This is a genomic window from Streptomyces sp. NPDC111606 (assembly GCF_055656945.1).
Window position 1 is genome coordinate 133,944 of the sequence record NZ_JBVKBY010000001.1, and the last position, 13,544, is coordinate 147,487.

The 13,544-nt window shown below is 70.8% G+C and carries 13 protein-coding genes; 8 read left to right on the forward strand and 5 right to left on the reverse strand.

Translation table 11 applies throughout. From position 1 onward, the window contains the following. Positions 1-94: 94 nt before the first annotated feature. From ACZ7M7_RS00645 to ACZ7M7_RS00655, 3 genes are all read right to left on the reverse strand, one after another. Entirely contained in the window at positions 95-532 is a 438-nt protein-coding gene (locus ACZ7M7_RS00645) for a DUF6010 family protein (protein WP_472111517.1), read from the reverse strand. A gap of 186 nt (positions 533-718) precedes the next feature. Further along, on the reverse strand, positions 719-1,174 hold the full coding sequence (locus tag ACZ7M7_RS00650) for a DUF6069 family protein (RefSeq protein ID WP_472111519.1): 456 nt from the start codon (positions 1,172-1,174) through the stop codon (positions 719-721). A 63-nt stretch (positions 1,175-1,237) separates the two neighbouring features. After that, positions 1,238-2,236 (reverse strand): RNA polymerase subunit sigma-70, encoded by a 999-nt coding sequence (locus ACZ7M7_RS00655; protein WP_383623539.1) that lies wholly within the window; start codon positions 2,234-2,236, stop codon positions 1,238-1,240. Between the two features lie 187 nt (positions 2,237-2,423). Between ACZ7M7_RS00655 and ACZ7M7_RS00660 the strand changes: the two genes are divergently transcribed. Further along, complete coding sequence (locus ACZ7M7_RS00660; RefSeq protein WP_472111521.1) at positions 2,424-3,662, forward strand: MFS transporter; 1,239 nt, start codon at positions 2,424-2,426, stop codon at positions 3,660-3,662. On the opposite strand, the gene ACZ7M7_RS00665 is transcribed toward ACZ7M7_RS00660, so the two are convergent. Next, complete coding sequence (locus ACZ7M7_RS00665) at positions 3,599-4,762, reverse strand: hypothetical protein (RefSeq protein ID WP_472111523.1); 1,164 nt, start codon at positions 4,760-4,762, stop codon at positions 3,599-3,601. The two genes, ACZ7M7_RS00660 and ACZ7M7_RS00665, sit on opposite strands and share 64 nt — an antisense overlap. After that, entirely contained in the window at positions 4,759-5,712 is a 954-nt protein-coding gene (locus tag ACZ7M7_RS00670; RefSeq protein WP_472111525.1) for a 5-dehydro-4-deoxyglucarate dehydratase, read from the reverse strand. The genes ACZ7M7_RS00665 and ACZ7M7_RS00670 overlap by 4 nt, the downstream gene beginning before the upstream one ends. 196 nt (positions 5,713-5,908) lie before the next feature. Here ACZ7M7_RS00670 and ACZ7M7_RS00675 point away from each other — a divergent pair, with 196 nt between their 5' ends. The 7 genes from ACZ7M7_RS00675 to ACZ7M7_RS00705 all read left to right on the forward strand — a co-directional run bounded on the left by ACZ7M7_RS00675 (position 5,909) and on the right by ACZ7M7_RS00705 (position 13,490). Beyond that, positions 5,909-6,733 carry an NAD-dependent epimerase/dehydratase family protein gene (locus ACZ7M7_RS00675; protein WP_472111527.1) on the forward strand — a complete coding sequence of 275 codons (825 nt, stop codon included), beginning with the start codon at positions 5,909-5,911 and terminating at the stop codon, positions 6,731-6,733. Between the two features lie 261 nt (positions 6,734-6,994). After that, entirely contained in the window at positions 6,995-7,765 is a 771-nt protein-coding gene (locus ACZ7M7_RS00680; RefSeq protein WP_328882455.1) for a DeoR/GlpR family DNA-binding transcription regulator, read from the forward strand. A gap of 111 nt (positions 7,766-7,876) precedes the next feature. Beyond that, positions 7,877-9,247: an ABC transporter substrate-binding protein gene (locus tag ACZ7M7_RS00685; protein ID WP_472111529.1), complete on the forward strand. Its 1,371-nt coding sequence runs from the start codon at positions 7,877-7,879 to the stop codon at positions 9,245-9,247. Then, positions 9,244-10,182, forward strand: coding sequence for a carbohydrate ABC transporter permease (locus ACZ7M7_RS00690; RefSeq protein ID WP_383597218.1), 939 nt, complete (start codon positions 9,244-9,246; stop codon positions 10,180-10,182). Before ACZ7M7_RS00685 ends, ACZ7M7_RS00690 begins: the two co-directional genes overlap by 4 nt. Further along, positions 10,179-11,027, forward strand: coding sequence for a carbohydrate ABC transporter permease (locus tag ACZ7M7_RS00695; protein WP_451168028.1), 849 nt, complete (start codon positions 10,179-10,181; stop codon positions 11,025-11,027). The genes ACZ7M7_RS00690 and ACZ7M7_RS00695 overlap by 4 nt, the downstream gene beginning before the upstream one ends. Further along, the gene (locus ACZ7M7_RS00700) at positions 11,024-12,013 is read left to right on the forward strand and encodes a zinc-dependent alcohol dehydrogenase family protein (protein WP_383597212.1); all 990 of its coding nucleotides are present in this window, start codon (positions 11,024-11,026) and stop codon (positions 12,011-12,013) included. Before ACZ7M7_RS00695 ends, ACZ7M7_RS00700 begins: the two co-directional genes overlap by 4 nt. 259 nt (positions 12,014-12,272) lie before the next feature. Further along, the gene (locus ACZ7M7_RS00705) at positions 12,273-13,490 is read left to right on the forward strand and encodes a TerD family protein (protein WP_472111532.1); all 1,218 of its coding nucleotides are present in this window, start codon (positions 12,273-12,275) and stop codon (positions 13,488-13,490) included. Positions 13,491-13,544: the final 54 nt, after the last annotated feature.

Sequence of the window (13,544 nt, forward strand, 5' to 3'; positions counted from 1 at the left end):
TGTTCCTGAAAGGTGGACCGGCCCGGGCGGCGAAAGTCATCGCCGATGGGGAGGGGATCCGGTGCCGACGGCCCGGGCCCCGGTCCGACCTGTCCTATGCACCGGACAGGCCGGCTTCCGGCTCCGCCCCCCGTCCCCTGGCCCCCCGCACCCACGCCGCCAGTTCCTTCGGCGTCTTCCCGCCCGCGAAGCACCACAGTGCGATCACCGGGTCACAGATCGCACACCCCAGTGAGGAGGTGTGGGCGAAGGGGATGATCGGGTTTCCCTTGATGTGGTGGACGACGTCCCACACGGTGTGCAGCAGCCAGGCGACGCCGATGAAGGTCCAGGAGTCCAGGCCGCGATAAGCGACGTAGGTGAGCACCGCGGTGAACGCGAATTCCCAGCCGCCGAGGCCGCCACCGCTCAGATAGGCGGCGCCCGCTCCGGCGACCATGACCGCGTTGAAACGCCGCCGGTGCGGTTCCCGGATGAGGGACATCAGAAGGGCGTAGAGAAGTCCGACGCCGATGGGCGCGATGTACTGCATGCGAAGTGCCTTTTCCCACGAATGACTTGGACGCGCACCACGCTATGACCAGGTCCTCGACCGCCCCAGAGGCTGAATCGACAGCTTCCGACGGATTCCCGCCGAGCCGCCTCGGTCCGCGGACCGGGCTTTCTCCCCCTCGAATTGCCCGCGAAAAGGAACGTGCATTGTTCTGTTGCGGGATCGTCAACCGGTCCGGGCGCGGAGGCTCCGCGCCAGGGTGGGGATCATCACCGCCGCAGGGACGAGATGGAGCCCGAGGAGGGCGGCGGTGGTGGCGGTGTTCGCCCCGGAGAGAAGGGGCGGGACCAACGAGATCGCGGTCAGCGACACTGCCGTCCACACGAATCGCCCGGCGGGGCGCACGCTCCAACGGAGCAGAGCGACGGCGATGACCACGCCCACGGCCGAGAAGAAGCCGGTCACCACGGCGAACCCGGACAACGGGATCGTCTCGCCACCATCAGGGACCTCGAAGTCGACGCCGGCGGTGTTGGCGAGCGCCGCGGCGAGGGTGGTGGCCACCATCGCCGCGAGCGTGGCGGTGAGGCCGGTGCCGGCGAGCCCGCGGAGTCGGCGGGTGTGACCGGCCCGGCCCGGTGCCGTGCCCGCGACCACCCCCATGTCATCCATGCCGTTCATGTCGTTCCTCCATTCGTCGGTACCGGGCATGTGACCGTCCTGGCGCTGAGGTGAGCCCCGGGACTACTCCGTGCCGTCCGCCGGCAGGCGCTCCGGCAGACCGAGCCGCGGGAAGCGGTCGGCGTGGAACGTGACGATCTCGGTGATCGCGCCGCCGGTGACGCGCAGGACGTCGATCGTCAGCGGCAGGTACGCGCCCTGCGGCTTCTCCCAGAGGTAGAAGGCGACGGCGGGCTGCCGGTTCACGGAGGTGGGGACGGTACGCAGGCCCTTCATGCCCTCGAAGCCGCTCTCGACCCAGTCCTTCACCACCGCGTCGCGGCCGACGAACAGGCCCGGCGTGGGCGGCATCGAGCAGCGGACGTCGTCCCGCAGCAGTGTGGCGATCCTGCCGACGTCCGTGGCCACGCTGGCGTCGGTGTAGCGGCGCACCAGCTCGCGCGTCACGGCGTCCTGTTCGCCGCCGGTCCAGTCCTGCCGCTCGGCGGGCAGGTGCTCCCGCATGCCGGCGCGGGCCCGCTGCAGCGCGCTGTTCACGGAGTTGACGGAGTCCCCGAGGAGCTCCGCGACGTCCTTCGCCGGCCAGCCGAGCACGTCTCGCAGGATCAGTACGGCCCGCGGGCGCGGCGCGAGGTGCTGGACGGCGACCACGTACGCCAGCTCGATCGTCTCCCGCGCGACGGCGACGGCCTCCGGCTCGTCCGCGCCGCCCGCGGGCAGCTCGTCGAGCAGCCGGTCCGGGTAGGGCTGCAGCCACAGCACCTCGCCGCCGGTCGCGGGCTCCGGGCGGCACTTGGCGAGCAGGTCCAGACAGGCGTTGGTGGCGATCCGGTACAGCCAGGCCCGGAACGTCGACCGGCCCTCGAAGGTCTCCCGCCGCCGCCAGGCACGGAGGAACGTCTCCTGCACGGTGTCCTCGGCGTCCTCGAACGACCCGAGCATCCGGTAGCAGTGCACATGCAGCTCCCGCCGGTGCCGCTCTGCCAGCCCCGAGAACGTCGGCTCGTCGATCTCGCCCAGCCCGCTCACACCCAGCTCCTCCAGCAGCGTGTCCGCACTCATCACGTCATCCTTCCGCCTCGTCGTGTCCCGTCGTAGGTGTGACGGGCGGGGGCGCGAAAACTCATCACCGGGTCGGCCGGTCGGCTCGGCCGGGCGTGCTCCCCCAGAGCGCACGCCGCAAGGAAGGCGCCTTCTAGGGCACCTCCCCGATCCCCGCGCCCCCGCCTTAGCCGCACAGTGGCCCGACATGACGACCACCACCACTTGGCCACTCCCCCGGGTCCTGCGCGACCGCAACTCCGGTCTGTATCTCGCCGGAGTCGTGATCTCCGGGTTCGGCACCTCCGCGTTGTGGCTGGTCTCCGGCGTATGGGTCAAGGACCTCACCGGCTCCGACGGCCTGGCCGCGCTGTGCATGCTCGCCATGTGGGCGCCCACCCTGGCCGGCCCGCTCCTCGGCACGCTCGCCGACCGCACCCGCCGCAAGCCCCTGCTGATCGGCGTGAACCTGCTCCTGGCCGCGCTGCTGCCCACCCTGTTCGCGGTCGACTCGGCGGACCGGGTCTGGCTGGTGTTCGCGGTCCTGTTCGTCTACGGCGCCGCAGGGGTCGTCCACGACGCCGCCGAGTCCGCCCTCGTCGCGAGCGCCGTGCCCGCGTCCCTGCTCGGCGACTTCAACGGGCTGCGCATGACGGCCTCCGAGGGCATGAAGCTGCTCGCCCCGCCGGCCGGCGCGGGCGTCTACGCGGCGTACGGCGGCGCGAGCGTCGCCCTGCTCGACGCCGTGACGTTCGTGGTCGCGACCGGTCTGTACGCGTGCCTGCGCGTGCGTGAGAGCAGGCCCGAGCCGGCGCCCGGTGGCTGGCGGACGCAGACCGCCGAGGGCGCCCGCTTCCTGTGGGCGCACCCCCGGCTGCGCCCCCTGGTCCTGGCCGGCGGCACCACCATGCTGTTCGCCGGGCTCAGCGGGTCGACGATCTACGCCGTCATCGACGGCCTCGGGCACGACCCCGCCTACGCCGGTGTGCTGTACGCCGTCCAGGGTGCCGGTTCGGTCGCGATCGGGCTGCTGTCCGGCCCCCTGCTGCGCCGACTCGGCGAACGCCGTTTCGCCGCGTACGGCATCGCCCTGACGGCCACCGCGGCCGGACTGCGGGCGATCCCGTCCGACCCGGTGGCCCTGGCCTGCAGCGCGGCGGCCGGCGCGGGGCTGCCCTGTGTGCTGATCGCCGCGCTCACCGCCGTGCAGCGCGAGACGCCGGACGCGCTGCTCGGCCGTACGGCCGCCACGGCCAACTCGCTCGTCTTCACACCGACCGTCGTCGGACTGGCGGTGGGTGCGGCGCTGGTCGAACTGCTCGACGTGCGGCTGCTGTTGGCGATGCTCGGCCCGGCGTGGCTGCTGACCGCACTGCCGCTGCTTCAGAGGGCGGCGAGCGCCTCCCGTACCGCCGCCAGGTCGCCGTCGGACGCCAACCCCGCGTGATAGAGCCGGATCTCGGTGGCCCCCAGCTCACGCGCGCGTGCCGTGTCCGACGCCAGCGTGCCCGGGCTGCCGCCCATCCGGGAGACCACACCGAAGTTGGCGGCAACGACCGCGGCGTCACGGCCCTGCTCGGCGAAAGGCGTCAGCAGGCCGGGGCCGCCCGCGCACGGCACGACGACGCCGTCCGCGACGGACAGGATGTGCTCGGGGTCGACGCCGGCGTTCGCGCCGACGTGATGGGTCACCGGGTCGGCGTGCAGGAGCACCTGGAAGCCTTCGGGAGCGGCCCGGCGCACCGCCCGGACGGCCGACTCCTGGAGCGTGCGGGCGGTCTCGTCACGCCACGCGCGCGTGGCCGCCGCGGTCTGCGGGCCGAGCAGCTTCTCGACACCGGACCAGTTCCCGTCGTCCGCCGCTCCCCGCCACAACGGCTCCAGGGCGGTGCGTACGGCTGCCGCCAGCTCGTCGGCGTCCAGGCCCTGGGCGCCGTAGCCCTCCTTGCACGTCGGGCAGAAGCAGAGCGCCATCAGGTACGACCCGGCGTCCCCGAGCGGCACCCCGCCGGTCTTGTCGTGGGCGTGCAGATGCTGCAACCCGTACCAGCCGAGGGACTCCAGCTCGGTGCCGCGCGCCCCTGGCCGTACGGCGGCCTCGGCGGCCAGGTCGACGAGGTACGCGCGCGTGGCGGGCTGGGCGATGCACGGGGCCCACGGGTAGCGGTCGCCGTAGGCGTTGACGACCGAGGTGTCCGGATGCTCGGCGCCCAGGCGGGAGTTGTGCGCGAGGACCACCCAGGTGTGCACCTCCGGACCCGCGCTCGCCAGCGCTTCGGCCGCCTCGCCGAAGGCGTCGCCGGGTGCCCAGTCCCCGGCCGGATACGGGCGCAGCTCCCGGCCCTTCCACCGGTCGTCCGCCGGGTAGAGCACGGCCGCGTGTTCGGCGGTGACGATGCGATGGCGGGGATGGCGGGGGGTGAGGGCTCGGGTGGAGTGGTACGCGGAGGCGAGCGTCACCTGTTGAACGCCGAGGGCGGCGATCCTCGCGGGTGCCTCCGGGTCGCCGTTGACGTCCCAGGGGTAGACGAATGCCGACGCCTTCACTTGGTGTCCTCCGGCTCCTTCTCCAGCAGCACGTGGCCGCGCTCGATCACCTCGGCGAGCTGCTTGACATGATCCTCGCTCGGCTCGTGCAGCGGCGGCCGGACCTCCCCCACGTCCAGCCCGCGCAGCCGTACGCCCGCCTTGACGAGGGCGACGGCGTATCCGCGGCCCTGGGCGCGCAGTTCGACGAAGGGACGGTAGAAGCCGTCCAGGAGGCGGCCCACGGTCGCGTCGTCGCCGGCCTCGAGCGCGTCGTAGAAGGCGAGGGCGATCTCCGGGGCGAAGCAGAACACGGCGGAGGAGTAGAGCGTGACGCCGATGGCCCGGTAGGCGAGCTGGGTCTGTTCGGCGGTCGGCAGGCCGTTGAAGTAGAGGAAGTCGCCGGGGACCTCGGTGCGTACGGCGCTCACGATCCGCTGCATGAGGTCCAGATCGCCGAGCCCGTCCTTGAGCCCGATCACGCCGTCCGTGCGGGCCAGTTCGACGACGGTGTCCGGGGTGAACACGGCGTTGTCGCGCTGGTAGACGATGACGGGGAGCGCGGTCGCCGCCGCGATCTCCCCGTAGTGCCGCAGCAGCCCCTCCTGCCCGGCGAGGACGAGATACGGCGGCATGGCGAGCAGCCCGTCCGCCCCGGCCCCTTCGGCGAGCCGCGCGTACCGAACGGCGAGGGCGGTGCCGTATCCGGCGCCCGCGACGACCGGCACACGTCCCGCCGCCGCCTCGACGGCCACCCGCACGCACGCCTCGTACTCCTCGGGCGTGAGCGCGTGGAACTCCCCGGTACCGCAGCACGCGAACACGGCGGCCGCACCGGCCTCCACACCCCGGCGGACATGGGTGCGGTACGTGTCGAGGTCGACCGAGCCGTCGGGGCCGTAGGCGGTGACGGGGAAGAACAACGGCCCGCCGGGGACGCTGAGGCGTGCGGCAAGGGGGGCTGGCGTCACGGGCTCTCCCTAGAACGAGGACGTAACGAGGACGGCTGCACAGGAACGGGACGGTCGCATGCGGGATTCTGATCAGAGTTTACGTTTATGAACGCATGACGCACCACCCTTGACGGGCAAGGTCGATGATCCTTAACTTGTCCATGAGTGTGAATACCGTGCATGCATACGGCCCTGGACTCAAGGAGAACCGAGGATGCCAGCCCCCCGCACCGTCCTGCTCACCGGCGCCGCCGGCGGACTCGGCACCCTGATGCGGGACCTGCTCCCGGCGTACGGCTACGAGCTGCGGCTCCTGGATCTGCGGCCCATCGAGGGCGAGCCGGACGCGATCGTCGCCGACCTCGCGGACCAGGAGGCACTGCGCGAGGCCGTGCGGGGCGTCGACGCGATCATCCACCTCGCGGGCATCTCCCTGGAAGCCCCGTTCGAGAAGATTCTCCGGGCGAACATCGAGGGCACGTACAACCTGTACGAGGCCGCCCGCGAGGAGGGCGTCGGACGCATCGTCTTCGCCTCCTCCAACCACGCGGTGGGCTTCACGCCCCGCCCCGAGGGCACCGCGCCGCACGAGCCGAGCGCACTGATCCCCATCGACACCCCGCGCCGCCCGGACACCTTCTACGGCCTGTCCAAGTCCTTCGGCGAGGACCTGGCGCAGTTCTACTGGGACAAGCACGGCCTGGAGACGGTGTCCGTGCGCATCGGCTCGTGCTTCCCCGAGCCGACCAGCGTCCGGATGCTCTCGGTGTGGATGAGCCCCGCCGACGGCGCCCGCCTCTTCCACGCGGCCCTGACCGCCGAGGACGTCGAGCACACGGTCGTCCACGGCTCCTCGGCGAACACCCGCCTGTGGTGGGACCTGACCAGCGCCCGTTCCCTCGGCTACGAGCCGCAGGACGACTCCGAGCCGTACGCCGAGAAGCTGATCGCCGAGCAGGGCGAGCTCGACCCGGAGAACATCGCGCACGCCTACCTGGGCGGCCACTTCGTCAGCGACCCGCCGATCTGGCCGTACTGACCGAAACATTTCGCTGCAAGAGGGCGGGCGGGCACCGAACGGGCCCGCCCGCCGCCGTATTCGGGCACCAGGTGCGCCCGATCTCACGCGCCCCACCACAACCGTGCAGGTCCGAGACGGGCACACCACACGGTGAACGGGCACACACGGGCAGCATCGAACCTGCAACAGAGCTGGTCAGTGCCGAACACCCGCTGTAGAACTTCCCCCATGGGCCTCACCGGGCCCGAACGGGCAGCAAGGCGGAAGGCAAGGGTCGGCATGAGCACGAGGACGGCGGAAGAACGCCAGCGCGAGATCGTGCTGGCCGCACGGCGCGACGGCTCGGTCGACGTCACCGCGCTCGCCGCCGAGCTGGGCGTGGCCAAGGAGACGGTACGGCGCGATCTGCGCGTCCTGGAGGACCACGGCCTCCTCCGGCGTACCCATGGCGGCGCCTACCCCGTGGAGAGCGCCGGCTTCGAGACGACGCTCGCCTTCCGCGCCACCAGCCACGTCCCCGAGAAGCGCAGGATCGCGGCCGCCGCGGCCGAGCTGCTCGGGGACGCCGAGACCGTCTTCGTCGACGAGGGCTTCACCCCGCAGCTCATCGCCGAGGCCCTGCCCACCGACCGGCCGCTGACCGTGGTCACCGCGTCCCTGCCGGTCGCGGGCGCGCTCGCCGAGACGGAGCACGTCTCCGTGCTGCTGCTCGGCGGCCGGGTGCGGTCCGGCACCCTCGCCACCGTCGACCACTGGACGACGAAGATGCTGGCCGGCTTCGTCATCGACCTGGCGTTCATCGGCGCCAACGGCATCTCCCGCGAACACGGCCTGACCACCCCCGACCCGGCCGTCAGCGAGGTCAAGGCACAGGCGATCCGGGCCTCGCGCCGCACGGTGTTCGCGGGCGTGCACACCAAGTTCGGGGCGGTCAGCTTCTGCCGGTTCGCCGACATCGGCGCACTGGAGACGATCGTCACGAGCACCCTGCTCCCCGCCGCCGAGGCCCACCGCTACTCCCTGCGGGGACCCCAGGTCATCCGCGTCTGACAATCCCAACTCACGCTGAAATTCCAACTCACTTCCCCACAGGGCATTTTCACGCCTCACGGCACCACTTATCTCCCCATACGTCCCCTCTTTTACGTCCAGGAGCGATCCATGCGAACCCAGAGCCGACGGAGGCCACCGCGAGCCACGCTCGCCATGGCCGCCGCAGGGACGCTGCTCGCCCCGCTGCTCTCCGGCTGCTGGGTCGGAGCCGGCGGGGCGGGGTCGGGCGGCAACTCGATCAACGTCCTCATGGTCAACAACCCCCAGATGACCGAGTTGCAGAAGCTGGCCCCGGCCTTCACCAAGGAGACCGGCATCAAGGTCAACTTCACCGTCCTGCCCGAGAACGACGTCCGCGACAAGATCAGCCAGGACTTCGCCAACCAGGCCGGCCAGTACGACGTCGCCACCCTCTCCAACTACGAGATACCCATCTACGCCCGCAACGGCTGGCTGAAGGAGATGAACTCCTACGTAGCCAAGGACCCTGCCTACGACGAGCCGGACGTCCTCAAGCCGATGCGCCAGTCCCTCACCGGCGACGACGGCAAGCTCTACGGCCAGCCCTTCTACGGCGAGTCGTCCTTCCTGATGTACCGCAAGGACGTGCTCGAGAAGGAGGGCCTGACGATGCCCGCGCAGCCCACCTGGCAGCAGGTGGCGGCCATCGCGGCGAAGGTGGACGGCGCCGAGCCGGGCATGAAGGGCATCTGTCTGCGCGGTCTGCCGGGCTGGGGCGAGGTGATGGCCCCGCTCACCACCGTCGTGAACACCTTCGGCGGCACCTGGTTCGACAAGAACTGGAAGGCACAACTGGACTCTCCCGAGTGGGAGAAGGCGACGAAGTTCTATGTCGACCTGGTCCGCGAGCACGGTGAGTCGGGAGCGGCCCAGTCCGGCTTCGCCGAGTGCCTGAACAACATGACCCAGGGCAAGGTCGCCATGTGGTACGACGCCACCTCCGCGGCCGGTTCCCTGGAGGCGGCGAAGTCCCCGGTCAAGGGCAAGCTCGGCTACGCACCCGCGCCCGTGGACAGGACGGAGTCCTCCGGCTGGCTCTACACCTGGGCCTGGGGCATCCAGCAGGCGTCCCGCAACCCCGACAACGCCTGGAAGTTCGTGTCCTGGGCGTCCAGCAAGCAGTACGAGCAGCTGGTGGGCGACGAGATCGGCTGGTCCAACGTCCCGGCCGGCAAGCGCGCCTCCACGTACGCCAACCCGGCCTACCGCGAGGAGGCGGCCGCCTTCCAGGAGATGACGAAGGAGGCCATCGAGGGCGCCCGCCCGAACGACCCCGGCGTGCAGCCGCGCCCCGCGCCCGGCATCCAGTTCGTCGGCATCCCCGAGTTCACCGACCTCGGCACCAAGGTCTCCCAGGAGATCAGCGCGGCAATCGCCGGGCGCCAGTCCGTCGAGTCGGCCCTGAAGAAGTCCCAGCAGCTCGCCGAGAAGATCTCCGAGGAGTACGAGGGGCGATGACAACGACGACAACGGCCCCCGTGGCCACGACACCCGTGCGCACCACCCGCCAACCGTCCGCCCGCCTGCGCGCGTGGGCGACCCGGGCACCCTTGCTGCCCGCCCTGATCTTCATGGTCGTGGTGACCCAGCTGCCGTTCGTGGCCACGCTGGTGATCTCCTTCTTCGACTGGAACTCCCTCTACCCGGACGCCCGCCACTTCACCGGTATCGACAACTACCGGGAGGTCCTCACCGACGCGGACCTGCGCCACTCGGTGTGGACGACCGTGCTGCTGACGGTCGCGGTGGTGCTGGCGAGCCTGGTGCTGGGGCTGATCCTGGCCCTGCTCCTGGACCGGAAGTTCAAGGGCCGCGGAGTTGTCCGCACCCTGCTGATCGCCCCGTTCCTGGTGGTGCCCGTGGCGGCCGCCCTGCTCTGGAAGCATGTGCTCTACAACCCCGAATACGGCTTGTTCAATGGGTTGTTGCACTATGTGGGCGGCCCACAGCCGGACTGGATCTCCAACACCCCGCTCCTCGCGGTCGAAGCCTCCCTCGTCTGGCAGTGGACGCCGTTCATGATGCTGATCCTGCTGGCGGGCCTGCAGAGCCGCGACCACGAACAGATCGAGGCGGCGCGGGTCGACGGCGCCAGTGACTGGCAGATCTTCCGCCACCTGACGCTCCCCCACCTGCGCCGCTACCTCGAACTCGGCGCCCTGCTGGGCTCGATCTACATCGTCCAGAACTTCGACGCGGTCTTCACGATCACCTCGGGCGGCCTGGGCACCGCCAACCTCCCCTACACCGTCTACCAGAGCTTCTACCAGGCCCATGAGAACGGCCTCGCCTCGGCCGCGGGCGTCCTGGTGGTCATCGGCTCGATCATCATCGCGACCTTCGCGCTGCGCGTGGTGTCGTCCCTGTTCCGCGAGGAGGTGTCGCGCGCATGAGTGCAGTGGCCGTACGACTTCGCAGCCGCCGCAAGGGAGTGGGCCTCGGCCTGGTGGCCTGGCTGCTCGGGATCCTGTTCTTCCTGCCGATCGCGTGGATGGCCCTGACGTCCTTCCACTCCGAGACGGACGCGGCGACCAACCCGCCGTCCTTCGCCGCGTCGCTGACGCTGGACGGCTACCGGGAGTTCTTCGGCGCGGGCGGCGGCGCGAGCCCCTGGCCGGCGCTGATCAACTCGACGGTGGCGTCGGTGGCATCGACGCTCTTCGTCCTGATCCTCGCCTTCCCGGCGGCGTACGCGCTGTCGATCCGCCCGGTGAAGAAGTGGACGGACGTCCTGTTCTTCTTCCTCTCCACGAAGATGCTGCCGGCCGTGGCAGGCCTCCTGCCCCTGTACCTGTTCGCGAAGAACACGGACATGCTCGACAACATCTGGCTGCTGGTCATCCTCTACACCTCCATGAACCTGCCGATCGCGGTGTGGATGATGCAGTCCTTCCTCGCCGAGATCCCGGTCGCCGTGATCGAGGCGGCAAGGGTGGACGGCGCGAAGCTGCCGACGATCCTCACGCGCGTGGTGGCCCCCATTGCCCTCCCGGGCATCGCCGCGACGGCCCTGATCTGCTTCATCTTCAGCTGGAACGAGCTGCTGTTCGCCCGAGTACTGACCGGCGTGGTCGCCGAGACCGCCCCCGTCTTCCTGACCGGCTTCATCACCAGCCAGGGCCTGTTCCTGGCGAAGGTCTGCGCCGCGTCGCTCGTCATCTCCCTGCCGGTGCTCGCCGCGGGGTTCGCCGCCCAGGACAAGCTGGTCCAGGGCCTGTCGTTGGGAGCCGTGAAATGAAGGCCGCCGTCATCGAGTCCGTCGGGAAGGCAGTGGTCACGGAGGTCCCCGACCCGACACCCGGCCCGCGCGAGGTCGTCGTCGAGGTGGCGGCCTGCGGCCTGTGCGGCACGGACCTGCACATCCTGCAGGGCGAGTTCGCGCCCAAGCTGCCCATCGTCCCCGGGCACGAGTTCGCGGGCGAGGTGGTCGGGGTGGGCACCCAGGTCACGGAGCTGTCGGTGGGCGACCGGGTCGCGGTCGACCCGTCGTTGTACTGCTACGAGTGCCGCCACTGCCGTACGGGCCACAACAACCTCTGCGAACGCTGGGCCGCGATCGGCGTGACGACGGCGGGCGGCGCGGCGCGCTATGCCGTGGCCCCGGTCGCGAACTGCGTCCGGCTCCCCGACCACGTCCGCACCCAGGACGCGGCCCTCGTGGAACCCCTCTCCTGCGCCGTCCGCGGCTACGACGTCCTGCAGTCCCGCCTCGGCGCCCACGTCCTGATCTACGGCTCGGGCACGATGGGCCTGATGATGCTGGAGCTGGCCAAGCGGACGGGGGCGGCCAGCGTGGACATGGTGGACATCAACCCGGCCCGCCTGGAAACGGCCCGCCGCCTCGGCGTCTCGGCCTCCGCGGCCAACCCGGACGAGCTGGACCGCCCCCAGGGCTGGGACCTCGTCGTCGACGCCACCGGCAACGCGGCGGCGATCCAGGACGGCCTGGACCGGGTCGCCAAGGCGGGTACGTTCCTGCAGTTCGGGGTCGCGGACTACGCGACGCGCGTCACGATCGACCCGTACCGCATCTACAACCAGGAGATCACCATCACGGGTTCGATGGCCGTCCTGCACAGCTTCGAGCGCGCGGCGGAACTCTTCGCGAACGGCGTCCTCGACCCCGAGATCTTCATCAGCGACCGGATCCCGCTGGAGCGGTACCCGCAGGCGCTGGAGCAGTTCGCGTCCGGGGTGGGCCGGAAGATCGTGGTGGTCCCGTAGGGTTTTCCGCCCAGCGGGGTTCGAGCCCTCTCGATGCCGGTCCGGGCAATCCAGCCCGTCCGGCGTTTGAGGACGAGGCCGTTCGGGCCGACAGCGGGGGTCTGGGGGCGGCAGCCCTCAGGGGGCGCGGTCGAAGGGGCAGAGCCCCTGGAGGACGGGACGGGCAAGGGCGGCGGGGGCGAAATCCGCGGCCCCCGCCGAATGGCCGTGGGTAAGGGAACGGTAAAGCGCCCCCGCTCGTTCACGGACCATGACAGCTATGACCCCCGGCTCGAACATCCCTCTCTCCGCCGCGCGCGTGACGGTGGACGTCGCCGCCCCGGTGCGGCTCGACGTATCGGGCCTGCTGCTCACCGCCGACGGCAAGGTGCGCTCCGACGACGACTTCATCTTCTACAACCAACCGTCCGGCCCCGGCGTGACGTACCGCTCGGGCGGCGGCAGCAGCCCCGACGCGATCGTGGTCGACACCTCGGCCGTACCCCCCGGCATCGAGAAGATCGTCGTCACCGCCAGCCCCGACGCCGCCGGCCAGACCTTCCAGGGCATCGAACCGACGGCCACCATCCGCAACGCGGACGACAACAGCGTCCTGGCCTCCTTCACGCCCCCGCAACTCGGCACCGAGACGGCCCTGGTGATCGTCGAGGTCTACCTGCGCAACGGCGCCTGGAAGGCCCGCGCCGTCGGCCAGGGCTACGCCAACGGCCTGGCCGGCATCGCCACCGACTTCGGCGTCACGGTCGAGGAACCGGCCCCCGCCGCGGCCGCGCCCGTGGCCCCGCCGCAGCCCACGATGCAGCCCCCGGCCGCCCCGCCGGCCCCGCCCATGTCCACCCCGGCACCCCAGGCACCCGCCGCTCCCCCGGCCCCGCCCGCGCCGCCCGCCCCCGGCGCCGGAAAGATCAACCTGGACAAGGGCCGCGTAAGCCTCCAGAAGAACCAGACGGTCTCCCTCGTCAAGGGCGGCCGCCCCCTGCTCTCCTCGGTCAAGATGGGCCTCGGCTGGGAGCCGGCGTACCGCGGCAAGGACATCGACCTGGACGCCTCCGTCATCGCGTACGGCCCACAGCGCAACCACATCGACAGCTGCTACTTCGGCAAGCTCCAGATCGTGCAGGGCGCGATCCGTCACTCCGGCGACAACCTCACCGGCGAGGGCGGCGGGGACGACGAGGTCATCACCGTGGACCTCGGGCGCCTGCCCCAGGAGGTCACCGGACTCGTCTTCACGGTCAACTCCTTCTCCGGCCAGAAGTTCACCGAGGTCGCCAAGGCCTACTGCCGGCTGATCGACGCCGCGTCCGGCGAGGAGCTCGTCCGCTTCGACCTCACCAACGCCGAAGCGCAGACGGGCGTGATGATGGCCAAGCTGATCAAGCAGTTCTCCGGCGAGTGGGAGATGACGGCCATGGGCGACTTCGTGAAGTCCCGCACGGTGAGGGGGATGGTGAAGCCGGCGGCCCAGGCGCTGTAGACAGCCGTACGACGTCCAGGGCGCCCTCGGTCGAAGGGGGCGCCCGGCGTTGAG